Here is a 26,455-nt window from a genome sequence, read left to right on the forward strand (position 1 = left end):
CGACGTGCGACCAGCTCGAGCAGGACGACGCCGGCGCGCCCGGCGGTGACGAGGGCACGCGCACGAGGCTCGTCGCGGCCTCGCTCGCGACCGGAGAGCAGCGCGTGCTGCTCGAGGCGCTCGACGCGGAAGGGCTCGCGTCGCTCGACCACGATCTCGTGCCGATCGCGAGCCTCGGTCCGTGGCTCTTCGTGCGCGAGCGCGCGGAGCGCTTCGCGTGCGGCGCGCACGGCGACGCGGAGGTCGCGGTGCGCGTGATCGACGTGCGCACGGGCTCGCGCGCCGAGCTCGAGCTGGGCCCCGCGAACGACCTCCGGGCGCGCGCGCGCGACGCGCTGCTCGCCGAGGGCGAGGGCGCGATCGAGGCGCCGCTCGAGCTGGAGGCCGTCGAGGCCGTCGCGAGCGTGCCCGCGCTCGAGGCGGGCCGCGTGGTCATGGATCACGTGTTCGCGACCGAGGCCTGCTACGCGTGCGGCGACGGCGAGTGGTCGTCGTACACACGCGCGACGACGATCCGCGACGCCCGCGTGCCCGGGGCGATCGCACAGGACGCCGCGCTGCCGGAGCCGGTCGCGCGATGGATCGCGGCGCACCAAGGCGTGCGCGGCGTGTCGGACGCGCCGGCGTCGCAGCTCGCGCTCTTCGCGGGTCAGGGCGCGCGCGCCGAGGGCGGTTCCGCCGAAGCCAGCGCGGAGGCGCGCGTGGAGGACGCGGCCTCGAGCGCCGAGGCGACCGGCGATCCCGGCGTCGCGAGCGCGAGCAGCTGGTAGTCGGGCAGGAACTCGAAGCGCGCGACCTGGGCCATGCCGCGCGCATGCGCGCCGTCCCAGAGCGCTTGCTCGTGCTCGAAGTGAGGAGCGAACCGATCGGCGCGCGAGGAGACGACGATCACGACCGAGGGTGACTCCGCGAGCACGGGCTCGGCGTCGCGACGACCGGTGCGCGCGACGCGCGGCTCGTTGAGCCCCCAGGTGTCGATCACCGTCCACTGCGAGAAGTACGCGATGGCGCCGACGTCGAGCGCGGCGATCACGGGGCGATCGATCGCGCCCCCGAGCTCGTGGAGCGCGCGACCGATGCGCGCGTGCGCGCGCTCGATGCCCGCGCCGTAGTCGCGCTTCTCCGCGAGGCTCCCTGCGAGGTGCGGTGCGCTCGACGCGAACGCGGAGACCGCGACGATCGAGGCCATCGCGGCGGGGCTCCACGCACGCCCGGAGGGCGCTCGGAGCCAGCCGGCGATGCGCGCGACACCGACGCCCGCGCACGCCGCGAGGACCGGGACGATCGGGAACGGATAGCGATGATCGAAGCCCATCTCGTGCGCGGGCACGAAGAAGAAGAGCCACACCGCGAGCGCCGCGAGGGCGAGCGGCGCGAGCGAGCGGCGGGCACCGACCACGCCGACCGCGACGGCGATGCCGACGTCGATGCGCTCGACGAGCAGCGCGCGCGCGAAGCCGAGCGCTTCGTCGACGCCGGCGAACGTCGTGCCCGGGAGCGCGGCCTTCACGTAGAAGGGCAGCGGCAGCCAGAGCCCGTAGTAGCGCACGCGCCACGCGAAGTAGATCGCGCCAGGGATCACGTGGAGCGCGAGCACCGAGAGCGCGAAGCGCGCGCGACCGGGACCATCGAGCCGCGTGAGCGCGAGCAGCGACGCGAGCGCGACGAACAGGTTGAGCTCGGGCCGCGCGAGCGAGGCGGCGAGCCCGAGCGCCGCGGCGGTCGCCGCGCGCGCGGCGGTGCGCGTCTCGAGCGTCTCGACCAGCGCGAGCGCGTACGCGGCGACGAGGCACGTCGCGAGCGCGGTCTCCATGCCCGACACCGAGTGGATCGCGGTCGCCGGCCATGCGGCCATCACGAACGCCGCGCAGCCGCTCGCGAGCGCGGGCTGCACTTCGATGGCGACGGCGCCTCGCTCGGTGCGCTCCGCGACGCGCCACGCGAGGCGCGCGACGAGCGCGATCGCCGCGCCCATCGCGAGCACGCCGAGCACCTTGGGCGCGAGCACGCTCGTCGCGCCGAAGCCGCGCGCGATCGCGAGCACCGCGACCCAGAGCGGGCTCGTGTAGCCCTCGGCGGGCGGACCATCGACGTTCCACGTCGGGCCGATGCCGCGCGCCACGTGATCGGCGTAGCGCAGCAGGATGAACGTGTCGTCGACGGTGAAGGTCCAGTACGCGGCGACGAGCGCGAGCCACGTGATGGTCGCGGCGCTCGCGAGCACCGCGCCGATCACGACCGTCGGCGTGGACGTGTCGCGCATCGCGTGTGCGCGTCACCTACGTCCGGTCGGGTCCGTTCCCAACGGGGCACCGCGCGACGGGGATCACAGCCGCGCCGCGATCGCGAGCGCGACGCCGCCGAGCATCACCGCCGCGAGGAGCGCGACGAGCGACGCGCCGCGAGCCGCGCGCTCGAGGAGCTGCTCGGCGGCCTCGTCGCGATCGGCGAGGACGAGCTTCGCGCCGTCGGGCCACGCGGCCGCGCCCTGACGGAAGCTGGTCGGCGAGAGCGCGCCCGCCCGCGCGACGACCGTGACCTCCGCGCCGTCGTCGGGCTTCGCGTCGCTCGGGACGAGCAGCGGCACGTGCGCGGGGAGCACGATCACCACCGCGCCGTCGAGCGACACCACGCGCGCGGCGCCGGTGACCGACGCCGAGGTGCCCTTCCCTTCGACGTACGAGCCCTCGTCGTAGCGCAGGCGCCCGACGAGCTGCACCAGGGTCGCGGGATCGGGCGCGGCATCGCCGAACGAGCGCGGCGCATCGAGCGCGCGAGCGCGGGCCATCGCGCGCGCGAGTCGCAGGCTCCACCACGCGAGCGCGACGAGCGCGATCAGAACGAGGGCGAGCGACTGCACGTCGAGCCGCGCGGCGAGACGGTCGGTGAAGGAGTCGTCGAGCCGTACGCCCTCGTCGTCGATGAACGTGGCGTCGTCGCCGAACACCAGCGCCCACGCGTCGACGTCGCGGAACCGCGTGCGCACGACGAGGAGCGACAGCCGGACGTCGTAGTCGTTCGCGCCCTTCCACGCCACGTGCCCCGCGCCTCCGCCGTCCGCGGTGCGCACGAGCACGCCGTCCTCGCCAGGCGCGACCACCAGCCCGTGATCGCCGGGGAGCACGAGCTCGTCGCCGGGCTCGACGGTCGCCACCGCGGCGCTCGCGAGCGCACGCGCGTGATCGACCCGGCGCATCGGGGAGGGCGTGAGCATCGCGGCGACGAGCGCGATCGCGAGCATCCACGCCGCGGGGGTCACGAGCACGGCGACGCGCCGCAGCCCGCGCGACACCTGCGCATCGGTCGCTCCGTCGAACGCCGCGCGCGCGGAGCCGTCGACGTACGCGCGGGCCAACACGCTCGCGCCGATGGGCGCGCCGATCGCGATCGAGGCCCACACCGCGACCAGGATCGCCGCGCCGTCGAGCTGGAGGAACGCCACGCCGAGCGACGCCGCGATGCCGACCAGCGCACCGAGCGACGCGCCGTCGCGCAACGTCGGGAGCGCGCCGCGGCGCACCGCGAGCTCGAACGCACGCACCAGCGCTGCGACGACGCCCTCTTCGCGATCGAGCCACGCCACCGGCGCGAGCACGAACGGTGCGAGCACCACGCCGAGCGCGCTCGGGAGCACGATCGCCAGCGCGATCGCGAGCGGCGCCGAGTGCGACACGGCCCTCGCGGCGCCGAGCCCCACGAGGGACGCGATCACGAGCGCGATCGTGAGCCCGATCGCGAGCGCGCCCGGACCGAGCCCTCCACGCCGCGCATCGCGCGACCCGCCCGCGAGCGCGAGCGCCGAGCCGAGCAACAGCGAGGTGCGCTGCGGCGTCAGCACGATCGCGAACGGGCACGTCACGAGCGAGAGCGCCAGCGCGAGCGCGTCCTTCGCGAACGCGCGGCGCAGGTGGGATCGCTCGGTCATTCGCCTGGGATCATGCGCGATCTGGGGCATCCGGGCCCGATTCGTCCTCACGCGACGATTGCGCCCACGACGGGACCGCGACTACGTTCTTCCGAGGGGGGCGGATGCACAGGGAGTCGCTCGCGCGCGGGTTCCGCGTCACGACCAAGGTCGGGACGCTCACGCTCGAGGACGAGGGCTCGGGTGTCGCGCTGCTGCGCGTCGAGCGCGCGGCGATCGGCGAGATGATGATCCCCGTGTTCGACGCGCTCGAGCCCATGCTCGCGAAGCACGGCTCGCTCGTCGTGTTCATCGATGGCGAGACGCTCGAGTCGTACGACACCGACTGTCGTCGCCGCTGGACGGCGTGGCTCGATCAGCACCGCGGCAAGGTCGCGGTGCACATCCTCGTGCGCTCGCGCTTGCTGCAGATGGGCGTGAACCTCGTGAACCCGCTCATCGGCGGGTTCATCACGTCGCACGCCGATCGCGGCTCGTTCGAGGCTGCGCTGCGCAGAGCGCGCGCGGCTTGATCACTCCGCGGCTTCGCGCGTCGGGGCGGGCTCGATCACCGCGACCTGCGCGGGCTCGCTCGGCTTCGCGCGGCGCGCCTTGCGGCGATCGATCCAGCCCGCGAGCAGCACGTAGAGCACGGGCACGACGAAGAGCGTCAGCAGCGTCGAGACGGTGAGACCGCCGACGACCGCGCGCCCGAGCGGCGCCCAGATCTCCGCGCCGTCGCCGGTGCCGAGCGCGGGCGGGACCATGCCGACGATCGTCGTCAGCGCGGTCATCAGGATCGGCCGCAGGCGCGTGCGCCCGGCCTCGAGCGTGGCCTCGACGAGATCCACGCCCTCGGCGCGACGCCGCTTGAGCACGTCGATCAGCACGATGCCGTTCGCGACCACGATGCCCCCGAGGAGGATGACGCCGACGAGCGCGGTCACCTGCAGCGAGGTCCCGGTGATGGCGAGCGCGAGCACCACGCCGATGATCGCGAGCGGCACCGTCGCCATGATCACGAGCGGCTCGAGCAGCGACTCGAACTCCGCCGCCATGACCATGTAGACGAGCGCGAGCGCCGCCGCGAGCGCGAGCGCGAGCTTGAAGAACGCGTCGCGCAGATCCGCCGCCGCACCGCCGATCTCGGTGCGGATGCCGCTGGGCACGCCGACCGCCGCGATGCGCTCCTCGATGCGCGTGGTGAGCGTCCCCAGGTCGGCCTCGCCCATCGCGACGAACACCGTCGCGTAGCGGCGCTGGTTCTCGCGCTCGATGTCGGTGGTGCCGAGCCGATCGCCGACGCGCGCGACCGAGCCGAGCGGGATCGTCGCGTCGGTCGCCAGCGGGATCGGCAGGTAGCGCAGCGCGTCGAGATCCTCGCGGTGCTCGCGCGCGGCGCGCACGCGGATCGTGTGCTCGTCGCCGCCCTCGCGGAACACCGTCGCGGGCACGCCCTGGTAGTACGCGGCGATCGCGCCCGCGACCTGCGCCGGCGCGAGGCCGAGCACGCGCATGCGCTCGCGATCGAACTCGACCTGCAGCTCGGGGCTGCCCTGCCCCATCGAGAAGCGCGCGTCGCGCACGCCCTCGACCGCCGAGAGCTCGTCGCGCAGCACCTCGCCGAAGCGGCGCACGTCGCCGAGGTCGTCGCCGAAGATCTTCACCTCGACGTCACCGCCCGCGCCGCCGCCGATCGCGAGCGTCTGGATCTCGATGTCGAGCCCGGGGATCTCGGCGAAGCGCTCGGTCAGCGCGCGCTCGATCTCCTGCTGGCTGCGCGCGCGCTGATCGCGCGGCGGAAGGCGCACGCGCATCGTTCCGGTGTTCGCGGTCGCGCCGAAGATCGCGGAGACGCCCTGCGCAGTGCCGAAGTCCGCGGTCACGACCTGCAGCTCCGGGACCTCGTCGCGGATCACCTGCTCGACGTGCTCGACGCGGCGCCGCATCTCGGTGAGCGAGATCCCCGGCGCGGCCGTGACCTCGACGCGGATGTCGGCAACGTCGGAGTGCGGGAGGAAGTCGCGGCCGAGGAAGGGCACCACGCAGCACGACGCGACGAACGCGACGCTCGCCATCACGACGACCTTCCACGGGTTGCGCGTGCACCACACGAGCCCGCGCTCGTAGGCCGGGCCCATCGCGTCGATCCACGAGGTCGCGCGCGTCAGCGCCTTCGCGAAGCGCGTCGTGTGATCGGTGCCGAGCATCTTCGCGCTCATCAGCGGCACGAGCGTCACCGCGACGACGAGCGACGCGAGCATCGACGCGCAGATGGTCAGCACCATGTCGCGGAAGAGCTCGCCCGCGATGCCCTCCACCAAGAGGATCGGGAGGAACACGACGACCGTCGTCAGCGTCGCGGCGACGATCGGCATCGTCATCTCCTCGACCGCCATCGTCGCGGCAGTCGCGGGATCGATGCCCTTCTCGATGTTCTGGAACGTCGACTCGAGGACGACCGTCGCGTTGTCGACGATCATGCCGATCGCGAGCACGAGCCCCGCCATGCTGACGAGGTTCAGCGTCACGCCGAGCGCCGACATCGCGACGAACGCGACGAAGATCGACGCCGGCACCGCGATCACGTTGATCAGCGACGCGCGCCAGCTGCGAAGGAAGAGCAGCAGCACGATCGCGGTCAGCCAAAACGCTTCGTTCGCGGAGTCGCCGAGGTTGCCGATCGCGCGGAGGATCGACTCCGCCTCGTCGAAGAGCGGCGTGACCTCGACGCCCTCCGGGAGCTGCGCGCGCAGCGCGGGCAACGCGTCGCGCACCGCGCGCGAGACCTGCACCGTGTTCGCGTCGCTCTGCTTGCGCACCGCGAGCAGCACCGCGGGATGACCGTCGGCGGTCACGACGCGCGTCTGCTCCTCGAACGTGTCGACGACCTCCGCGACCTCGCGCAGCAGCACCGGCCGCCCGCCGCGCGCGCCCACGATCACGTCCTCGATCTCCGCGACGCTGCGGAACGTCGAGGTCGGCTGGATGAAGAGCAGCTGCGTCCCGTCGTCGACGCCGCCCGCGGGCACGATCGCGTTCGCGGCGCGCAGCGCGTCGACGACCTGCGAGGGCGAGATTCCGTTCGCCTGCAGCCAGATCGGATGGAGGCGCACCTGGATCTCGCGATCGAGCCCGCCGATCACCTCGGCGGCGGCGACACCTGGCTGGCGCGCGAGGAACGGCTGGATCTCGTCGCTCGAGATCTCGCGCAGCCGGTGCGCGTCCATCGGCCCCTCGACCGCCATGAACACGACCGGCGCGAGCGAGGGATCGAACGCGAACGTGAGCGGCCGCGTGGCCTCTTCGGGGAGGAAATCACCGGCGAAGAGCTCGATGTTCTTGCGGACTTCGACCTCCGCGAAGTCCATGTCGGTGCCCCACGTGAAGCTCACGATCACGATCGAGGTGCCGGGGCGCGAGATCGATCGGACGCGCTCGACGTTCTCGACCGAGGCCACCGCGCGCTCGATCGGCGCGGTGACGAGCGTCTCCATGTCCTCGGGGCTCGCGCCGACGTAGTTCGTGACGATCGCGACGACCGGGAACTCGACGTCGGGGAGGCGATTGACCGGAAGGTTGTAGAGCGTGAAGAGCCCGAAGCCCGTGAGGCACAGGTAGACCATCGCGGTCGTCACACCGCGACGGATCGACAGCGCCCCCCAGTTCATCCGGGCCCCGCCGCCGCGCGCTCGCCGGCGACGCGGATCGGCGCGCCGTCGCGGAGCAGGTGCTGGCCCTCGATCACGACGCGCTCGCCCGCCGCGAGCCCTTCCGCGATCTCGATGCGCTCGCCGTAGCGCACGCCGATGCGCACGTCGCGGCGGCGCGCGGTCTCACCGTCGGCGACGAACACGACCGCGCGGTGATCGCTGTCGGTGTCGGGCGTCATCACGACCGCGCGACCGGCGACCATCGTCACGTCCTCGCGCCGCGCGAGCACCACGCCGGCGCGCGCGACCATGCCGGGACGCAGCACGCCGTCGGCGTTCTCGACCACGACCTCGACCATCGCGGTGCGCGTCATCCGATCGATCACCGGCGACACCCGCGAGACCGTGCCGCGTCGCACCACGTTCTCCAGCGCGGGAGGCGCGATCTCGACCTCCATGCCCTCGCGGATGCGCACCCAGTCCTGCTCGGTCACCCGCAGCGCGACCTTCACGCGCTCGGTGCGCACCACGCTGCAGATCGGCAACGTCGGCGCGACCATGTCGCCGTCCTGCACCGCGAGCAGCGCGACCGTGCCCGTGACCGGCGCGCGGATCACGGTGCGCGCGCGCTGCGCGCCGGCGCTGCGATGCGCTGCCGAGACCTGCGCGACCTGGGCCTCCGATGCGCGGAGCTGCGCCGCGAGCGCATCGACCTGCGCGCGTGGGATCGCACCGGTCGCGGCGAGACGCGTCGCGCGCTCGAGATCGGCGCGCAGCTGATCGCGCGCCGACGCAGCAGCCTCGACCGCAGCGCCCGCCTGCGCGACGCCGGTGGCCTGGAGGTCGGCCTCGAGCGTCGCGATCGGATCGCCGGCCTCGACGTGATCGCCTTCGTGCACGTGCAGCACGCGGATGCGCTCGGGCACCTGCGCGAACACGCGGACCTCGACCTCGCCCTGCACGTCGCCGAGCATCGTGACGCGCTCCTCGGCGACGCCCGACACCGAGGGCTCGACCACGACGAGGCGACCACGCTCCGCGACCGCCGGCGCGGCGGCCTCGCTCGCGCCGCACGCCGACGCGAGCATGCCCAAGAGAACGACGACCCCCGCGCGCATGACCGGCGAGCGTAAGCGCTGGAGTCGAGAGCGGTCCACCCGACCTTCGGGCGGGATCATGAAGAATTGCGAAGAACGTTCACTCGCTCAGCGCGTCGATCCACGCGGCGACGCGCTCGGCGCCCGCGGCGTCGACGCGCTGCGTGCCGAGCGGAGGCATGCGCCACGTCGGGTCGTCGCTCGTGATGCGCTGGTACAGCACCGAGCGCTCGGGCGCGCCGGGCGCGACGAGGATGCCCGCTTCGCCCTCGGGATCGCCGCGCTCCGGGCGCTGATCGATCACGTTCATCCATCGCTCCTCGATCTCGAAGCGCAGATCGAGCGCGACGGTCGCGCTCCCGCCCGGGCGATGACAGTGCGCGCACTGCACGTGGAGGTACGCGCGTGCGTCGTCGGGCTCGTACGGCGCGTGGTCGTGCTCGAGCGCGTCGCGCGCGAGCGCGCCGATCGCGACGAGCGTGTCGAGCTGCGGCGCGCTGCGACCGGTCGCGACGTACACGACGTCGGTGTCGAGCTGCGCGAGCTCGAGGCCCAGGCTCGTGCCTGCCGCGTCGACGTGGCAGTCGAAGCACTCGTCCTCGCGCGGAACGTCCCACGTGAGCCCGCCGCGCTCGACGGTGCCGCCCTCGAAGCGACGCGCTTCGGCGCCGGCCTCGTCCCAGAGGTACGTCGCCGCGTGCCACGTGCCCTGCTCGTCGCGCACGAGCAGGCGCGTCTCGATCGGCTGCGCACCGGCGCGGAACGTCTTCACGAGCACGCCGCCGGGCGGGAGGATCACGTGCCCGTCGTCGACCTCGAGCGACCCGCCGTCGGGCAGCGCGACGAAGCGCTCCTTCGCGGCACCGTCGGACCACAGCGGCACGCGCACCTCGTACGGCAACATCGCTGCGATCGGCGTCGAGGATCCCGGCTCGAAGCAGCCGGTGTCGGCGAGCGCGTCCGGGAACGTCGCGCGACCGAGGCACGTCGGGTTGGGCTCGCGTCGATCGAGCCCGGCGCGCGGAGAGGCGCACGCGCCGAGGCCGAGCAGCGCGAGGACGAGCGCGCGCCTCACGGCTCCACCAGGTGCACGAGCAGACAGATCGAGAGCTCGGTCGCGCTCATCGTCCAGCCTTCGAGATCGTCGATGTGGTCCTCGAGCAGGTCGCCGGTGACGAGCTGCGCGATGCGCGCGCGCAGCGCGTCGATCGGCTCGTCGGTGTCGAGCAGCGCGACCGTGGGCTCGACGAGCGCGGCCGCGCTCGCTTCGTCTCCGTCGGGCAGGAGGGCCGCGCGACGGACGCCGCCGATCACGTCGGCCGCGCCACGATCGACGAGCTTCTCCGCGCGTCGCGCCGCGCGCGTCGTGCGCTCGTCGCGCAGCACGATCGGCCGCGCGATGCCCTCGCATCCGGCGCCGAGCGCCATCACGATCGCGGCGAGCACGCTGGTCCGCGCGAACCCGCGCCGCGTGATCACGACGCACCTCCCGCGAGGTGATCCGCGAGCCGCGCAGCGAGCGCGACGATCGTCAGCGTCGGGTTCGCGCTGCCGCCGGTCGTGAACACCGACGAGCCCGCGACGTAGAGATCCTCCACCTCGTGGCAGCGGCAGTCCGCGTCCACCACGCCCTTCGCGGAATCCGCGGACATCCGCGTGGTGCCCATGTGATGCCCGCCGGGCGCGATCTCGTCGGCGAAGCGTCCCTCGGCATCGCGCGGCGTCCACACGCGCCCGAGCCCCGCCGCGCCGAGCTCGCGGCCGAGGACCTCCATCGCGCGCCGATACGCGCGGAGATCGTCGTCGCGCACCTGCCACCGGAGATCGAGCCGAGGAACGCCGAGCGCGTCGACGTCGTCGCGCAGCGTCACGCGGCTCTCCTCGTAGGGTGATTGCTCCGCGCGCAGCGTCATGCGGAAGAGCCGCGCGTCACCCGAGCCGCGCCAGAGCCGCGCGACGTCGGGGGCGATCACCTCCCCCGTCTCGGCGCCGACGTCCTGCTCGCGCAGCGTGATCGTGAAGTCGAGCAAACCTTCGGCTTCGCGCACCTCGCGCGAGAGCGCGAGCGCGCCGCGCACCTCGTCGCCGGCCTCGGTGCCGTGGGTGTCCGCGTAGAAGCCGACGTCCGCGTGGCCGAGCTCCAGCCACGCCGCGGAGTCGTAGAGGTGCGGGTGCTCCATGAAGCAGCGACCCACCCAGTCGCTCCCGTTCGCGACGTCCGACGCGAGCAGCATGCGCGCGTTCTCGAGCCCGCCCATCGCGAGCACGTACGCGCCCGCCTCGACCGAGAAGCGCGGGCCCCCGAGCGCAGCGCACGCGAGGCGCGACACGCGCGCGCCGTCGACCTCGATGCCGACGAGGTTCGCGTGCATGAGCACGTCGGTCTGCGCCGAGTCTTCGAGCAGAGGCCGGTACGTCCGACCGAAGCGCGTCGGTGGGCTGTAGCGGAACACGCGCGTCGCGAGGTGCCCGCCGGGTGCGGGCAGGAGCGCGCGTCCTGCGGCGCCGGCGAGGCGCTCGGCGTCCCATCGATCGCCGATCTGCGCGAGCTCTTGCGCGCGCTCGTAGTACGGAGCGAGATCTTCGAGCGCGATCGGCCAGCCGCTCAGCGGCACGTGATCGCGCGGCGTGAAGTCCTCGGCGAGCAGCGGCATGCACCAGCCCGCCCAACGGTTCGTCGACCCGCCGAAGTGACGCCATCGGTGATCGTCGAGGCGGAACGTGCGGATGCCGCTCATCGTCCCGTCGTAGAGCGCTTGGATCGACGGCTCGAGATCCATCGCGCCGCTCTCGAGCAGCAGCACCGAGCGGCCGCGCCCGAGCAGTTCGAGCGCGATCGTGATCCCCGCGGCACCGGCGCCGACGATGCAGACGTCGGCGGACAGAGCGGTGCCTTCTTCGAGCGAGCGAGCGTCTCGGATCGACATGGTCCTCCTCGGACGACGCGTGATGCCGCGCGCTGTCGCGCCGGCATCGACCGCTGTCACCGAAGAGGGCCGCGAGCGGCCTCGAACCTCTCACGCACGCGCTACTGCGCGCGCAGCCACGCGACGACCTCGGGCTCGACGCCGAGATCGCCCTCGCGACGGGGGGCGAGCCCGAGCGACACGTCGTCGGGGAACCCCACGTGCCCGCCGCGGCCGGTCCACACCACGCGCACGTGCTCGCTGATGCGCGCGAGCGCGGGGCGCACCGTCGTCTCGGGGATCATCGGATCGGCGTCCGCCGCGACGAAGAGCGCGGGCTTGCCGATCGCGCGCAGGTGCGGGCCGACCGCCGCCTGCTCGTAGTAGTGATCGGCGCTCCGGAATCCGTAGCGCGGCGCGATCACCCAGTCGTCCCACTCGACGATGGTGCGAATCCGGCGCACCTGCTCGACGCGGATCGGCGCGATGCGCGTGCGCTCGCCGTGTCGCGCGGCGACCGCGGCGTACTGCTCCTTGAGCCCGCGCAGCACGTGGAACTGGTACGGGCGGCGATCGATGCGCTGGATCGCGCGCACGCCCGCGGCGAGATCGACCGGCGGGCAGATCGCGGCGACGGCGCGCACGCGCGGATGCTCGAGCGCGTGCCCTGCGGCCCAGCGCAGCGTCACGTGACCGCCGAGCGAGTACCCGATCACGTAGAGACGCTCGTAGCCCGCGAGCGCTTCGCTGCGCAGCGCCGCGTCGAGATCGTCGGTGAGCCCGGCGTGGTAGACGTCCGCGCCGCGACGATCGGCGCCGCGCATGTGGAGGCGCAGGCACGCCATGCCTGCGTCGAGCGCCGCGCGCGCGGCGAGCAACATGTAGCGGCTCGTGACGTCACCACCGAGCCCGTGGAGCACCACGACCGCGTCGCGCGCGCCGCCCGCGGGCACTGCGAGCCGACCGCTCAGCTCGACCGGCCCCGAGATCGCGTCGACGAGCGTCGTCGAGAACGGCACGTCGATCAGGGGCGCCTCGGGGCGGACCATGCCGCGCACGAAGCTGCCCAACGTCCAGTAGTGCCCGTGGAGCTCGCGCCGGACGCCCGTGGTGTCGATCGTGCGCGGGTCGAACGCGAAGCGCGCGCGCGGCGTCACGCGTCACCTCGCGGCGCTTCGGTCGGCGACGAAGCGGGATCCTGTCCGAAGGTGTCGCGCAGCAGCGCGTAGAGCTCGGGGTGCTTGTCTCGCATCGCCCTCGGTCGTTCGAAGAACGCTTCGGTCGCGACCGCGAAGAACTCCGCTTCGTTGGTGGTCGCGTATCCCCGAAGGATGGATCGGCGTCGCTCGATGCGCTGCGCCTCGTCGTGCATCACCGAGAGCCAGGGCGTGACGCTGTTCCAGGGCATGAAGCTCGGGACTCCGTCCGCTTGCCCGGTGTCGAAGTCGAGGACGTGCGCGAACTCGTGCACACCGACGTTCAGTCCGTCGCGCGTGTTCGCGAAGCCGTGCTCGAGCGCGCGCGCCGAGAAGAGGATCGGCCCCTGCCCGTGCACCATGCCGAGGATGTGCTTGGCGTGCCCCTCCCGGTACTCCTCGTCGAAGGCCTCGTCGTAGACGACGACGTCGCGCAGCTTCGGATAGCGGAAGCCGCGACGACCGAACACGACCATCACCGCGGAGGCCGCGACGAGCACGCGCAGGCGCTCGTCGAGCGCGGCGCCGCGCGGTCCGGTGATCGTCTGCTCGTCGAGGAAGAAGCGCACCTCGTCCTCGAAACGGCGTCGCTCGTCCGGCGAGAGACGCTGGTAGTACTCGACGCGCTCCTCGAGCACCGCGCGCATCGACGCGGGGAACGGCGCGCGCGCGAGCGCGCGACGGCGTCGCGTGCGGCGCGTCTTGAGCAGGTAGAGCGCGATCGCGACCACGAGCGCGATCACGATCCCGACGGGTGGGCCGAAGCGCAGGCCGAGGAGCAGCCCGAGCGCGGCGCCGACGAGCAGCGCGCCGATCGCAGCGCCGAGATCGATCGCGGAGTCGCTCATTCGAGGCACGCCTCCGGCATCTCGCACGCGCCCTCGCCGGGGCATGCGTTCGTCGCGAGCGCGGTGCGATCGATCGTCGCCGCGTCCTCGTCCTGCAGCGCGCAGGTCGTGGCGCGCGGCACGCCGCGGAGGCACGCGGCGCGGACGTCGAGCACGTCGAGGTCGAAGCGCTCGGTCGTGCACACACCGCCGTCGCAGCCGTAGACGAGATCTTCCCACTGCGGGCAGTCGAGCTCGTCGTCGCACGCGAGCGGGCGGCACGTCGCCTCGTGCACCGTGAGCTCGCCGTCGTCGCTCTCGGTCGCGGCGCAGAGGATCGCGATCGCACCGGCGCCGACGACCCACTGATCGCGCTCGCCGCACGCGGGGGGATCGACGGTCGCGGTGCGCGGCTCGACCTCGCAGTCGCCGCGCTCGCACGTCCATCCGACGAGCACGCCCTGCGTGTCGGTGAGCGCGGCAGGCGACTCGGTGAGGCAACCCGGGAGCACGAGGAGCGCGGGGAGCAGCGCCAGGAGGCGAGAGATCACGCGAACAGTCTGACCGATCACGGGCGTCCCGCGATCGATCACGGCGCGCCCGTGATCGATCGCGGCGACGCGTGGATCCGCGCGCCCCGCGCGCGTGGAACACCGCGTGCTCAGCGGCGCGCACCCGATGGAGGTCTTCGACATGGCTCGTGCTCGTTCGTCTGCGCTGCGCTCTCTCTCGGTCGTCCTCGCGCTCGCGTGCGGCGCGTGTGGAGGCGACGACGACGTGAACGAAGGAGATCACGACGCCTCGACCGCGATCGACGCAGGGCACGACGCGGCCCTCGCGATCGAGGAGGACGCGGGCGAGATCGAGATCGACGCAGCGGTCGAGGCGATCGACGCGGGCACGGACGCGTCGATCGCCGGCGACGTGCAGGTCGCGACCGCGGCCGATCTCGCGCGCGAGTCCGCGGACGACTACGCGACGAACACCTACGGCCTGATCACCGGCGCGACGCTCGGACGCTGGGTGCGCGACTGGAGCGCGGCGCGCCCCGCCGCGATCACGGGTGATCTCGTGGTGCTGCAGATCGTCCCGACCGGCGCCACCTCGCGCGTGCACGTGTCGCCGGTGTCGACCGGCGTTCGCGTGTACGACGTGCCGCAGGCCTCGTTGCTCGAGGAGCGCGACAGCGGGCTCTCGTCGATCGAAGCGGAGATCCCGCGCGGCGAGAGCACCGACGCGTTCCTCCAGCGCTACCGCATCGACCCGCGACGCGACCTCGTCGTGTGGGTGTTCGAGCAGCTCCCCGGCACCACCGGCGCCGCGGTGCAGCAGCTCGGGCGCGGCTGGCTCTGGCTGGCGTACTGGGGCGCCGAGCCGGAGCACCTCGCGGTGCTGAACGGCAGCCTCGACTGGAACGGCGCGAACGAAGGCCTGCCCGTCGCCGAGATCGCCGCCGCTACGCCGCCCGGCGACGGCGCGACGCGCGTGAGCGATCTGCGCCGCGATCACACGACGCTGGTCGTGCACGTGGGAGAGCTCATCCCGATCGTGCGCGATGCGGATCCCGCGTATCGCGTCGTCGATGCGCGCGGCGGCGCCGAAGCGCTCGGCCTGCCGAAGGCGACGAACAGCGGGCGTCGCGACTGCGCGAGCTACACCGGCAGTGGCACCACCGCGCGTTGCTCGCCGCTCTTCGAGGGGCGCATCCGCGGCGCGCACACCGTGCCGTGGACGCAGCTGCTCACGAGCGCCGACGATGGCCTCCGGTTCCTCCCGAAGTCGCAGCTGCGCGCGATCTTCGATGCACGGGCCGCGACCGCGCCGGGCCTCACGTACATCCACTATTGCCGCACGAACGTGCGCTCGATGGTGACGGGCCTCGCGTCGATCCTCGTGCTCGGTCTGCCCACCCGCTGGTACGACGCGTCGTTCATCGAGTGGTCGCACCTCGCGCACGGGCCGACGGCCGCGACGCAGCTGCTCCCGGCCGACTCGCCGTGGCGCACCGATCTGCCCGCGCTCACCGAGCACAACCTCGCGACCGGCTACACGCCGGGCGGCAGCACCAGTGATCCCGCGATCACGCCCGGCGAGTGGGTCGCCGGCCCGCGCTACAACGCCGACGACGACATCAGCCCGACGCGCCCGGTGATCCGCCCCGAGGCGACGAGCAGCGCGGGCACGATCGAGACGGACCGCGCGTACCTCCGCGCGCGGTGATCGGAGCGCGACACGCTTGACCTCCCCGCGTGCGCGCCGCAGGTAGGCGCGACCCACGCGGGGAGGACACGATGGAATATCGCCGTCTCGGTTCGAGCGGGCTGGAGGTCTCGGAGCTCTGCCTCGGTGCGATGACGTTCGGCGAGCCGGACGAGAAGTCGTTCATGCACGGCGTCGGCGCGAGCGAGGAGACCAGCTTCGCCATCATGGACGCCGCGCTCGACGCGGGCGTCAACTTCGTCGACACCGCCGACGTGTACGGCCAGGACGGGCTCAGCGAGCGCATCGTCGGTCGGTGGATGAAGGAGCGCGGCACGCGCGATCGCACCGTGCTCGCGACGAAGTTTCGGTTCCGCATGGGCGACGGCCCGAACGGCACCGGCGCGTCGCGGCTGCGCATCGTGCGCACGGTCGAGGACAGCCTGCGTCGCCTGCAGACCGATCGCATCGACCTCTACCAGATCCACATGCAGGACGTGGAGGTGCCCGAGGAAGAGACGCTGCGCGCGCTCGACGACCTCGTGCGCGCGGGCAAGGTGCTCTACCTCGGCTGCAGCAACTACGCGGCGTATCGCCTCGTCGAGAGCCTGTGGACGAGCGACGCGCGGCGGCTCGAGCGCTTCGTGTCGCTGCAGGCGCAGTACTCGCTCCTCGTGCGTGATCTCGAGCGCGAGCACGTGCCGCTCTGCGAGAAGTTCGGCCTCGGGATCCTGCCGTGGTCGCCGCTCGCCGGAGGGTTCCTGAGCGGCAAGTACGAGCGCGGTCAGGGCGCCGGCGAGGGCTCGCGGTTCGCGTCGTCGCGCTGGACCTCGAACCTCGCGCGCTACGACAACGATCGAGGGTGGCGCACCGTCGACGCGGTGAAGCAGATCGCGCGCGAGCTCGGCACGACGCCGACCGCGGTGTCGCTCGCGTGGCTCCTCGCGAAGCCCGCGGTCACGTCGGTGATCTTCGGCGCGCGCACGATCGATCAGCTGAAGGGCAACCTCGCTGCGAGCGGGCTCCGGCTGCCCGCCGACGCGATCAAGACGCTCGACGACGCGAGCGCGTTCGAGCTCGGCTACCCGTACGACTTCGCGCAGCGCATCCAGGGTCGCTGGTGAGCCGGCGCCCGCTCGACGGCGTGCGCGTGCTCGAGCTCGGGCAGCTCCTCGCGGGGCCCTGGGCCGCGACGATGCTCGCGTACTTCGGCGCCGACGTGATCAAGGTCGAGCCGCCGGGCGGCGATCCGATCCGCACCTGGCGCGTGGTCGAGGACGGCACGTCGCTCTGGTGGCGCAGCCTCGCGCGCAACAAGCGCAGCGTGGTGATCGATCTGCGCCACGACGAAGGTCGCGCGCTCGTGAAGCAGCTCGCCGCGACGAGCGACGTGCTGATCGAGAACTTCCGGCCCGGCACGATGGAGCAGTGGGGGCTCGGCCCCGACGATCTGCGCGCGTCGAGTCCGCGCCTCGTCTACGCGCGCGTCTCGGGCTTCGGGCAGACGGGCCCGCACGCGCATCGGCCCGGGTACGCGTCGGTCGCCGAGGCCGTCGGCGGGCTGCGCTCGGTGACCGGATTCCCCGATCGTCCGCCGGCGCGCGCGAACGTGAGCCTGGGCGACTCGCTCGCGGGCATCCACGCGGCGCTCGGGATCGTGATGGCGCTCTACGAGCGGGATGCGCAGGGCGGCACCGGTCAGACGATCGACGTCGCGCTCACCGAGTCCATCGTGAGCGTGCTCGAGTCGATGATCCCCGAGGCCGATCGCGGCGTGGTGCGCGAGCGCGCGGGCACGACGGTGACCGGCATCGTCCCGTCGAACACGTACCCGACGCGCGACGGCAAGTGGGTCGTGATCGGCGCGAACAGCGAGTCGAACTTCCAGCGCCTGATGCGCGCGATCGAGCGCCCGGATCTCGAAGGGCTGCGCGGCAACCCTGCGCGCGTCGCGCGACAGGCGGAGCTCGACGAGGCGATCGCGACGTGGACGCGCACGCGGAGCGCCGACGAGATCGTGCGCGTGCTCGAGGACGCCGCCGTGCCAGCCGGTCCGATCCAGGACGCGCGCGACCTGCTGCACGATCCGCAGCTGCAAGCGCGCGGCATGCTCGAGCACGTGGAGGTCGACGGTCGCTCGCTCACGATCCCCGCGATCGCGCCGAAGCTCGATGGAACGCCGGGGCGCACGGAGTGGCCCGGCGGCGCGCTCGGCGCGCACACGCGCGAGGTGCTGCGCGAGCGCCTCGCGATGCACGACGACGCGATCGACGCGCTCGTCGCCCGCGGTGTGATCGCCGAGTAGCCTCAGCGCATCGCGAGCACGCGCGCGACGGCGCGCATCACGCGCTCGATCCACGTCCTTCGCGGGCGCGTGATCCTGGATGTCGACGCGCGCGAGCGGACGCCCGTCTCGGGCAGCGGCTCGAAGACCTCGATCGGCACGACGATGCCGTCGTCCGAGAGCGAGACCGCGCGGATGGGCGCGTTCGACGGCACCGCGCGCGTCGGCAGATCCTCGAGCTCGAGACCGCTCACGTCGACGCTGCGCTCCGCGGTGCCCTCGAAGATCGCGCGCACCTCGTGCTCCTCGAGCTTGTGCACGCGCGTCGGGATCTCCTCGGTGTCGAGATCCTCGAAGCTCGGATGCTCGGGTGGTCGCGGCGCATCCGGCTCCGCCGGCGCCGGAGCGCGCGTGATGGGGTGCTCGCCGGAGTCCTCGGGGGACGCGCCATGCACTGCAGAGCTCATGTGGCCGGAGGTGCGAAGACAACGCGCGTGCCATGCAAAAAGGCACGTATTCGCGCACGGACGCGGGAGCCGGGCGCGCTCCCGGCTCCACCTCGCGAGCCGCGCGTGCGCGCGAATGAATGGGCCTCCGGGTTGCTTCGTCGAGCGCGAAGCGCTCGACTCTCGGTCTCGTCCCTCGCTTCGCTCTCGGAGGAACCCATGGCCCGCTGGCTCTCGCTCCTCGCCCTCGTCGCATCACCGTTCCTGTTCGACGGCACCGCCCACGCGCTCCGTTGCGGAACGCGGCTCGTCGTGACCGGCGACCCCATCCACTACGTGCGCTCGATCTGCGGCGACCCGGCGTCGATCACGACGAGCACGGTCTCGCGCACCCGCACCGTCGGGAGCCGCATCGTCGCGGGCACGGTCATCGCCGACAGCGTGACCGTCACCGTCGCGATCGAGACGTGGATCTACGACTTCGGCCCGCGGCGCTTCATGGAGGAGCTGACGTTCGAGGACGGCACGCTCGTCCGCCAGCGTCCGCTCAGCTACGGGACGCGCACCGCGATCGATCCGCCCGTGCGCCGCATGCACGAGCGCGTCGCGATCGTCGATCGACGTCGCACGATCGTCTGATCACGCGCGCGCGCCGAAGATCGCGGTGCCGACGCGCACGATGGTCGCGCCCTCTTCGATCGCGACCTCGAGGTCCGCGCTCATGCCCATCGAGAGCTCGCGCAGCCCGTGCTGCTGCGCGAGCTCGCGCAGCGCGCGGAAGTGCGGGCGCGACGCCTCCGGCTCCTGGCCGAGCGGCGGCACCGTCATCAGCCCGCGCAGCACCAGCGGCGTCGCGCGCACCGCGTCGATGAGCGCGGGCAGCTCGGCGGGCGTGCAGCCCGACTTCTGCGCCTCGCCGCCGACGTTGACCTGGAGCATCACCTCGAGCGGCGTGCTCGCGTCGACGCGCTTCGCGATCGCCTCGACGAGGCGCACCGAGTCCACGGTCTCGACGCATCGCGCGACCGACGCGACGTCCTTCGCCTTGTTGCGCTGGAGGTGCCCGATGAAGTGCCAGCGCAGCTCGGTGAGATCCTCGAGCGCCCTCGCCTTCTCGACGAGCTCCTGTACGTAGTTCTCGCCGAACACGCGCTGGCCCGCGTCGTACGCCGCGCGCACCGCATCCGCGCCCTGCGTCTTGCTGACCGCGACGAGCGCGACGCTCGCAGGATCGCGCCCGCATCGCGCGCACGCCGCGTCGATCCGCGCGCGCACGGCCGCGAGCCGCGCCGCGACGTCGCTCATCGCGCGGTCCCCGGCCACGGCGCGATCACGCCGTGCTTCTCGAGCAGCTCGATCGTCTCCGCCGCGGGCAGCCCGATCACGTTCGAGTGCGAGCCCTCGATGCCGCGCACGAACCCCGACGCGATGCCCTGCGCCCCGTACGCCCCCGCTTTGTCGCGCCCCTCGCCCGTCGCGACGTAGCGCTCGACCATGTCGACGGTGAGCGGCCGGAACGCGACGCGCGTGGTCACCGCGATCGTCTCCACGATCGCGCCATCACGCGCGAGCGCGACCCCGGTGATCACCTCGTGCCAGCGCCCCGCGAGCATGCGCAGCATCCCGCGCGCCGCCGCGTCGCTCTCCGGCTTACCGAGCAGCTCGCCGTCGACGACCACGATCGTGTCCGCGCCGAGCACCCAGCGACCAGCCTCGCACGCGCTCGCGATCTCGAGCGCCTTCGCCGCGGCGACACGCTGCACGTACGCCCGCGCCGGCTCGCCCTCGTGCTGCGTCTCGTCGGCGTTGCTCGGGCGAACCTCGAACGCGACGCCGAGCGTCGTCAGGATCTCGCGGCGCCGCGGCGACGCCGACGCGAGCACCAGCGTCATGCGCTCTTCCCTCGCTCCTCGAGGTGACGTCGATAGCGCCGGACGTACGTGCGCGCGACCTGCGCCGCGTCGAGCTTCAGTGCCTTCGCGATCTCGGTGACGAAGCCGCGCACGTAGACCGGCGCGGGCAGCGCGTCGAACGCGTCGCCCTCGATCGCCTCGAGGTACGGGAGCCCGACCTTCGTGCGCGCGCTGACGTCGCGCAGCGAGATGCCCTGCGACTCGCGCACGGCGCGCAGCAGCGCGCCCGTGTAGTCGGTGTCGGGCGTCAGCTCGGGCGGAGGCGGGAGCGGCTCGTTGTGCGACATGCGCGCGGGGACCGGCTCCTCGTGCTCCTCGGACGGCGGGAACACCGAGAGCTCGTAGGGCTTCCGGCGCACCGGATCGAGCAGCACGTCGTACGCCTCTTCGAGGCGCGCGCGCAGCACCTCGAGCTCGTGCGGCTCGAACAGCGAGTAACACGCGAGCGCGTCCTCGGCGTAGATGTCGCGCACCCGCTTGAACGCGCGGCGCACCTCTTCGTCGGTCGCGCCGCGATCGACCTCGAGCAGGTCGTGGTGGCTCTCGGGCGGCACCGTGCGCGCCGGAGGCTTGCGCTTGCCGGTCTGCAGCGCGAGCAGTCGACGCGCGATCTTCTCGACGTTCTTGCTCGCCTTCGTGCCCGGGCTCTCGATGAGCAACAGACGCCGCGCGCGCACGCAGCTCCACACCGTGTCGTCGTACTCGACGTGCCCGAGGTACTCGATGCCGATGCCGAGGCGGCGACGCGCGGCGCTGCGCACCTGATCGCCGAGCTCGAGATCGGCGCGCAGACGCGTCTGGCTGATCACGAGGTTCGGATGGAAGCGCTCCATCGCGTCGCGCACGACCTCCGCGAGCGGATCGCCGTCGTCCTCGAGCGTGCGCCAGAGATCGAGCGGCGCGGGCGCGCCTCCGAGCTCACGCGCCTTCTGCATCAGCGCGAGGCGCGTGGGCTGATCGATCACGCTGCGGTGCAGGTAGCGCAGGAATGCGCGGCGCACGAAGCGATACGCGCTCTCGAGCGCGGTCGGCTCGGGCAGCGTGAGGATCAGCGAGAGGTCCGCGCTCAGCAGCGCATCGATGCCGCCGCGGCTCGTGCACTTGCCGAGGTCGAGCACGACGTAGTCGGCCTCGGCGCTCTCGACGGCGCGCGCGAGCTTGCGACGACCACCACCGCGACGACCGCGCAGGCCCTCGTCGAGCGCGCCCCAGAGCAAGCGCAGCCCCTGGATCTGCGTGTCGACGGGACGACCGACCGCACGATTGTCGGCGCGCGGGCGCGTCGGGCTCGGCGCTCCGACGAGCGTGTGGAGGTTCGCGCCGCCGGGATCGGCGTCGACGAGCAACACGCGGCGCCCGATGCTCGCGAGGTAGAGCGCGAGGTTCGCGGCGACGACGCTCGTGCCGACGCCTCCCTTGCTGCCGCCGACCGCGATGGTGCACGCCGGACGCACGCGCGGCGTGGTGCGCTCGCCCTCTGCTTCGTGACGTGCGTCGCGGCGATCGCGCGGCGCGTCGTCGTCGTCGCCCGGCTCGCGGAAGAGGTCGACCTCGGGAGGTGCGCTGGGGAGCGTCGCGTCGCCGCGCTCGCGCCCACCGCGCGAGTCCGCGTTCTGGCCCGCCATGGCGGGCGGTGCTTACCAGCGCCCCCCCGCGCACGCAACGAGGGAGGCGCCTGCGCGTTCGGTCAGGAACCCGAGGGGTGCGTTGTGCTAAGGTCCTCGCCGTGGAGTCCCGTGCTCGCCGTGGTCTGCGTGACCCGCGCGATGCCAGCTCGAAGGAGCAGGCCGGCTCGGCCGACAGGCACGAGCGAGGCGCGCTGCACGCCGACGAAACTGCCGGTTCGCGGGCTGACCGCCGCGAAGGGCCGAACCCCAGCACCATCGAGGCCGTGCCCAAGCCGGGTCGCGCCGCGAAGACCGGCCTCGCCGCGCCGGTGCTCGTGCTCAACCGCAGCTTCCAGCCGGTGCGCATCACGACCGCGCGCCACGGCTTCACGCTGCTCTATCTCGGTCGCGCGCGCGCGCTCGATCGTGCGTACGAGCCCCACGACTTCTCGCAGTGGGCCTCGCTGTCGTCCTCGCACGAGGTGCACGACGGCGACGAGTTCGTCGGGACGCCGCGCGGCCGCATCCGCGTCCCGCGCGTGCTCCTGCTCTCGGGCTACAACCGCGTGCCGCACGCGCCGCTGCGCCTCTCGCGCCGCAACATCTTCCTGCGCGACTCGTTCACGTGTCAGTACTGCGGGCGCCGGCCGGGCACGCGCGAGCTCAACCTCGATCACGTGATGCCGCGATCGCGCGGTGGTCGCTCGACGTGGGAGAACCTCGTGACGTCGTGCCGCGACTGCAACCTGCGCAAGGGCTGGGCGACGCCCGACGAGGCCGGGATGCTGCTGCGCTCGCGACCGGTGCGACCGGGCTGGAGCACCGCGCTCGTGATGGCCGCGCCGACGCGTCGCTACGTCGAGTGGGAGCCCTTCCTCGCGGGGATCGAGACGCCGGTGTTCCCGGAGGACGACGACATCGAGGCCGCCGAGGAGTAGCGGGCTCGGCGCGACGCGCGCCGATCGAGAGCAAGCGGGGCTGGGCGCCGCGCGCAGCGTTGGGGAGGGGGGCCCCGATCCGGCTTCGCCGGTCGGGGGAGGGGTCTTCCAAGACCCCTCCGGAGACTCAGCTCGACCAGGTCGCTTCGTAGACGTCGGCGGGATCGCCGAGCGCTGCCGCCGATGCGAGCCGGACGTCGACGTCGCGCGCGCCCGCGGTCGTCAGCGCCTCGTCGAGGAAGCCCATCATCGCCACCGCGCGAACGAGCCCGCCATTCGTGCCGCCGCGGATCTCGAGGCGACCGAGGCCGCGCGATGCCGTCGTCACCTTCGGCTCGCCGCCCGCGAAGAAGCGTCGCCACAGGTCCGCGGTCATCGCGAAGAGCAGCTCGGGCGTCACGGTGCGCACCAGCGCGCCGGGATCGCGCCCGATCGAGCGCCGCGCGAGCGAGCGGCCCGCGTCCGCGATCAGCCGACGATCACCGCCCGCGTAGCTGCGATCCGCGATCTCGAGCACGCACAGCGCGCTGCCCGGGTACCACGCGACGGGATCGAGCCGCGCGCGCAGCACGCCGCGCACGCTGGGCTCGGTGTCGTCGATCAGCCGCTCGAAGCGCGGGCCACCGAGGCGGTCGCGCAAGAAGTCGAGCAGCGCTCCGAGCACCTCGCCGCGCACGGCCGCCGAGCCCTCGACGCCGCCCGGCGGGTCGCTCGCGGGACGCGTGCCCGCGCTCTGCAGCACGGCCTCGCGCGCGCGCAGCTCGCGCATGTCCCACGTGAACGTGTCGGTCGGCTCGGGCTCGTCGGTGAGCGGCACCGCGCCGAACGGGACGAGCGCCGCGGCCATCGCGCTCGCGCTCTGGAAGCGCTGCGCAGGATCCTTCTCGAGCGCGCGCATCACCACCGCGTCGAGCGCCTCGGGCAGCTCGGGGCGGATCGCGCCCGGATGCACGGGCGTGCTCTCGAGGATCGCACGGCACAGCTCCGGGAAATTGCGGCCCTCGAAGGGCTTCTTCCCGACGAGCATCTGGTAGAGCAGCACGCCGACCGCCCAGATGTCGACGCGCGCATCGCGCCCGCGCTCCCCCGAGATCTGCTCGGGGCTCGCGTAGAACGGCGTGCCCATCGTGCGGCCGCTCGGCGTGAGATCGAGCGGGCCCGAGGGATCGAGCGCGGCCTCGACGAACGTCGAGATGCCGAAGTCGAAGAGCTTCACGAAGTCGCTCTGCCCGCCCTTCGTCGTGAGCATCACGTTCTCGGGCTTGAGGTCGCGATGCACGATGCCGCGCGTGTGCACCGCGCTGAGCGCCGCGAGAATGCCGCCCGCGACACGCGCCGCGCGCTCGACCTCGAAGGGCGGCTCGCTCGCGAGCAGCTTCCCGAGGCTCTGCCCGCGCACGTACTCCATCACGATGTACGGCGCGCCCGAGGGCTCGACGCCCATGTCGAGGATCTCGACGATGTGGTCGTGCCCCGCGCTCGCCGCGAGGCGCGCCTCACGCTGGAAGCGCGCGAGCGTGACGCCGTCGTCCGCGAGGTGCGTGTGCAGCACCTTGAGCGCGACCGTGCGCCCGATCGCGACGTTCTCGGCCTTGTAGACGCTCCCCATCCCGCCGTGACCGAGCAGCCGCTTCACGCGGTACTTGCCGGCGACGAGGCTGCCCACCAGCCGCGAGATCGCGCTCTGCATCTCGGATGAAGGACCGGGCTCGCCGCCCCTGCCTGGAGGGGTCAGCATCGCAAGGGAGCATATCCCCGCGAGCGCAGGTCGCGAAGGGCCAGATCGGGCGGCGCGCGCAACGAAAGAGCGCAACCACACACATCGTGCGTCGATGAGCGGCGCGTCATGCGCACGTCAGCTCTTCTCCACACGCTCTCGCTCGCTCTCTCGCTGTCCGGCTGCTTCGAGCTGCCACCACCACCGCCGCCACGCGACGCGGCGCTCGACGCGCCACTCGATGCCGCCGAGCCCTTGCGCATCGTCTCGGTGGCCGTGCTCGACGCGCTCGGCAACGAGCGCTCGATGGACGCGATCCCTCGCTCCGCGCGCATCGTGATCGACGCGAGCGCGACGCTCGAAGGCGAGCCCGATCCGCTCGTTCTCGTCGCGCAGCTGGACCCCGAGGTGCTGCGCGAGGACCTCGAGAGCGCGCCGCTGCGTAGCGAGACGCTCGCGCGCGTCGTCGCGTGCGAGCGCATCACGCGGGGCGCGACGATCGAGCTGCGACCGCGCGTCCCGCTCGCGCCCGGCACGACGCTGCACCTCGGGATCGCGTCGTGGGCGCGCGACGAGGCAGGACGTCGCCTCGGCACGGCGTTCGTGCAGACGATGCACGTCGACCCGAGCGAGCTCGGCGGCGCGCGCGTGGTGAGCACCTGGCCGCCCGAAGGCGCCTCGGCGGTCTCGGCGGACCTGCCGCTCGCGGCGGTGCGCTTCGACGGTGCGGTGTCGGGCATCGCCGAGGGCGTGTGGATCGAAGGTCCGAGCGGCGAGCGCGTGCCCGGTGATGCGCGCGCCGCGCGCTGCGACGAGATCGGCTGGGAAGGCGCGCACTGCGCGGTGATCGTGCCGTCGCGTCCGCTGGCGCCGAGCGCGATCCACGCGCTGCGCACCGATGAGCGTCTCCTCGACGCGACCGGCGCGAGCGTGCCCGCGACGAGGGCGCCCTTCGAGACCGGGCGCGAGCCCGACCTCGATCCGCCCGAGTGGCTCGCGACGGCGTGCGCGCTCGACGAGCGACCGAGCGACGCGGGGTGCGTGCTCGCCGACGATCGCCGGATCGTGCTGCGCCTCCGCGGGAGCGAGCCCGTGCGCGTGCGGATGACGATCGGCGATCGCATCCTCACCGCGGTCGCGCCGCGCGGCGAGACCGAGCTCGCGATCGACGACCTCGGACCGAGCGCGACCATTCACGCGACGCTCGACGCGATCGATCTCGCGGGGACGATCATGCGCACCCAGCTCGAGCTCTCGACCACCGACGCCCTCGCGCCGATCTCGATCGTCGAGGTGCGCGCCGATCCCTGGAGCGTCGAGCCGCGCCAGGAGTACGTCGAGATCGCGAACCTCGGCGCGGTGACGATCGATCTCGCCGGCTTCTCGCTCTCCGACGCGCCGGGCTCGATGGGCGACGTGATCGTCGGTCCCGCGCGCGTCGCGCCCGGCGCGCGCGCCCTGATCGTCGCGGACGCGTTCGATCCCGACGATCGCGGCGAGGACGATCGCGACGTCGCGATCCCGCCGGGCGTCGCGCTGATCCGCGTCGACCGATCGCTCGCGTCGGGGGGCCTCGCGAACTCCGGCGAGCCGCTCTTCCTGCGGGATCCCGACGGCCGTCGCGTCTCGGCGATGCCCGCCGAGCCCACCCCGCGCGCCGGCGTGTGCACCGTGCGCGTCGCGGACGATCCCCGCACGGGCGCGCGCGGCAGCTTCGACTACGATGCCGCTGGCGGCTGCACACCGGGCCGGTGATGCCGCTCCCCTC

At 73.0% G+C, this 26,455-nt stretch carries 22 protein-coding genes; 7 read left to right on the top strand and 15 right to left on the bottom strand.

Annotation, left to right across the window (positions count from 1 at the left end; translation table 11 throughout):
* Positions 1-649: 649 nt before the first annotated feature.
* Both DB32_RS24530 and DB32_RS24535 read right to left on the bottom strand, forming a co-directional pair.
* Positions 650-2,263 (bottom strand): hypothetical protein, encoded by a 1,614-nt coding sequence (locus DB32_RS24530; protein WP_053235070.1) that lies wholly within the window; start codon positions 2,261-2,263, stop codon positions 650-652.
* 63 nt (positions 2,264-2,326) lie between these two features.
* Positions 2,327-3,925 (bottom strand): hypothetical protein, encoded by a 1,599-nt coding sequence (locus DB32_RS24535; protein ID WP_053235071.1) that lies wholly within the window; start codon positions 3,923-3,925, stop codon positions 2,327-2,329.
* A gap of 104 nt (positions 3,926-4,029) precedes the next feature.
* Between DB32_RS24535 and DB32_RS24540 the strand changes: the two genes are divergently transcribed.
* Positions 4,030-4,437: a hypothetical protein gene (locus tag DB32_RS24540; RefSeq protein ID WP_053235072.1), complete on the top strand. Its 408-nt coding sequence runs from the start codon at positions 4,030-4,032 to the stop codon at positions 4,435-4,437.
* Here DB32_RS24540 and DB32_RS24545 read toward each other — a convergent pair whose 3' ends face one another.
* From DB32_RS24545 to DB32_RS47045, 8 genes are all read right to left on the bottom strand, one after another.
* Positions 4,438-7,575 carry an efflux RND transporter permease subunit gene (locus DB32_RS24545; RefSeq protein ID WP_053235073.1) on the bottom strand — a complete coding sequence of 1,046 codons (3,138 nt, stop codon included), beginning with the start codon at positions 7,573-7,575 and terminating at the stop codon, positions 4,438-4,440.
* The gene (locus tag DB32_RS24550) at positions 7,572-8,675 is read right to left on the bottom strand and encodes an efflux RND transporter periplasmic adaptor subunit (protein WP_053235074.1); all 1,104 of its coding nucleotides are present in this window, start codon (positions 8,673-8,675) and stop codon (positions 7,572-7,574) included. Before DB32_RS24550 ends, DB32_RS24545 begins: the two co-directional genes overlap by 4 nt.
* A 79-nt stretch (positions 8,676-8,754) precedes the next feature.
* Complete coding sequence (locus DB32_RS24555) at positions 8,755-9,729, bottom strand: c-type cytochrome domain-containing protein (RefSeq protein ID WP_053235075.1); 975 nt, start codon at positions 9,727-9,729, stop codon at positions 8,755-8,757.
* Entirely contained in the window at positions 9,726-10,133 is a 408-nt protein-coding gene (locus tag DB32_RS47040; protein WP_053235076.1) for a hypothetical protein, read from the bottom strand. The genes DB32_RS24555 and DB32_RS47040 overlap by 4 nt, the downstream gene beginning before the upstream one ends.
* A complete protein-coding gene (locus tag DB32_RS24565) occupies positions 10,130-11,581 on the bottom strand; it encodes a GMC oxidoreductase (RefSeq protein ID WP_053235077.1) in 1,452 nt (483 codons plus the stop codon). The genes DB32_RS47040 and DB32_RS24565 overlap by 4 nt, the downstream gene beginning before the upstream one ends.
* Before the next feature lie 101 nt (positions 11,582-11,682).
* Positions 11,683-12,717, bottom strand: coding sequence for a YheT family hydrolase (locus tag DB32_RS24570; RefSeq protein ID WP_053235078.1), 1,035 nt, complete (start codon positions 12,715-12,717; stop codon positions 11,683-11,685).
* Positions 12,714-13,604, bottom strand: coding sequence for a M90 family metallopeptidase (locus DB32_RS45560; RefSeq protein WP_053235079.1), 891 nt, complete (start codon positions 13,602-13,604; stop codon positions 12,714-12,716). The genes DB32_RS24570 and DB32_RS45560 overlap by 4 nt, the downstream gene beginning before the upstream one ends.
* Entirely contained in the window at positions 13,601-14,278 is a 678-nt protein-coding gene (locus DB32_RS47045) for a hypothetical protein (RefSeq protein WP_053235080.1), read from the bottom strand. The genes DB32_RS45560 and DB32_RS47045 overlap by 4 nt, the downstream gene beginning before the upstream one ends.
* On the opposite strand from DB32_RS47045, the gene DB32_RS24585 reads away from it, so the two are divergent.
* The 3 genes from DB32_RS24585 (at position 14,277) to DB32_RS24595 (ending at position 18,087) form a co-directional block, all read left to right on the top strand.
* Positions 14,277-15,803: a rhodanese-like domain-containing protein gene (locus DB32_RS24585; protein WP_157069355.1), complete on the top strand. Its 1,527-nt coding sequence runs from the start codon at positions 14,277-14,279 to the stop codon at positions 15,801-15,803. The two genes, DB32_RS47045 and DB32_RS24585, sit on opposite strands and share 2 nt — an antisense overlap.
* Before the next feature lie 71 nt (positions 15,804-15,874).
* Entirely contained in the window at positions 15,875-16,906 is a 1,032-nt protein-coding gene (locus tag DB32_RS24590) for an aldo/keto reductase (protein ID WP_053235082.1), read from the top strand.
* Positions 16,903-18,087: a CaiB/BaiF CoA transferase family protein gene (locus tag DB32_RS24595; RefSeq protein WP_053235083.1), complete on the top strand. Its 1,185-nt coding sequence runs from the start codon at positions 16,903-16,905 to the stop codon at positions 18,085-18,087. The genes DB32_RS24590 and DB32_RS24595 overlap by 4 nt, the downstream gene beginning before the upstream one ends.
* A gap of 2 nt (positions 18,088-18,089) precedes the next feature.
* Here DB32_RS24595 and DB32_RS24600 read toward each other — a convergent pair whose 3' ends face one another.
* Positions 18,090-18,533, bottom strand: a complete 444-nt coding sequence (locus DB32_RS24600) for a hypothetical protein (protein ID WP_169791540.1) — start codon at positions 18,531-18,533, stop codon at positions 18,090-18,092.
* 198 nt (positions 18,534-18,731) lie between these two features.
* Between DB32_RS24600 and DB32_RS48495 the strand changes: the two genes are divergently transcribed.
* The gene (locus tag DB32_RS48495; RefSeq protein ID WP_053235085.1) at positions 18,732-19,151 is read left to right on the top strand and encodes a DUF2845 domain-containing protein; all 420 of its coding nucleotides are present in this window, start codon (positions 18,732-18,734) and stop codon (positions 19,149-19,151) included.
* On the opposite strand, the gene DB32_RS24610 is transcribed toward DB32_RS48495, so the two are convergent.
* From DB32_RS24610 to DB32_RS24620, 3 genes are read right to left on the bottom strand one after another with little or no spacing between them, the layout of a single operon-like run.
* The gene (locus DB32_RS24610) at positions 19,152-19,817 is read right to left on the bottom strand and encodes a YggS family pyridoxal phosphate-dependent enzyme (RefSeq protein WP_053238940.1); all 666 of its coding nucleotides are present in this window, start codon (positions 19,815-19,817) and stop codon (positions 19,152-19,154) included.
* Positions 19,814-20,404: a Maf family protein gene (locus DB32_RS24615; protein ID WP_053235086.1), complete on the bottom strand. Its 591-nt coding sequence runs from the start codon at positions 20,402-20,404 to the stop codon at positions 19,814-19,816. Before DB32_RS24615 ends, DB32_RS24610 begins: the two co-directional genes overlap by 4 nt.
* The gene (locus DB32_RS24620) at positions 20,401-22,050 is read right to left on the bottom strand and encodes a helix-turn-helix domain-containing protein (protein ID WP_053235087.1); all 1,650 of its coding nucleotides are present in this window, start codon (positions 22,048-22,050) and stop codon (positions 20,401-20,403) included. Before DB32_RS24620 ends, DB32_RS24615 begins: the two co-directional genes overlap by 4 nt.
* A 266-nt stretch (positions 22,051-22,316) precedes the next feature.
* On the opposite strand from DB32_RS24620, the gene DB32_RS24625 reads away from it, so the two are divergent.
* A complete protein-coding gene (locus DB32_RS24625) occupies positions 22,317-22,970 on the top strand; it encodes an HNH endonuclease (RefSeq protein WP_075097613.1) in 654 nt (217 codons plus the stop codon).
* A gap of 127 nt (positions 22,971-23,097) precedes the next feature.
* Here the strand turns inward: DB32_RS24625 and DB32_RS24630 are convergent, their stop codons facing one another.
* A complete protein-coding gene (locus DB32_RS24630) occupies positions 23,098-24,708 on the bottom strand; it encodes a serine/threonine-protein kinase (RefSeq protein ID WP_083457725.1) in 1,611 nt (536 codons plus the stop codon).
* A gap of 108 nt (positions 24,709-24,816) precedes the next feature.
* Between DB32_RS24630 and DB32_RS24635 the strand changes: the two genes are divergently transcribed.
* Positions 24,817-26,442: a lamin tail domain-containing protein gene (locus DB32_RS24635; protein ID WP_053235089.1), complete on the top strand. Its 1,626-nt coding sequence runs from the start codon at positions 24,817-24,819 to the stop codon at positions 26,440-26,442.
* The last annotated feature ends 13 nt before the right edge of the window (positions 26,443-26,455 follow it).

Source organism: Sandaracinus amylolyticus, assembly GCF_000737325.1.
Taxonomy (GTDB): domain Bacteria; phylum Myxococcota_A; class Polyangia; order Polyangiales; family Sandaracinaceae; genus Sandaracinus; species Sandaracinus amylolyticus.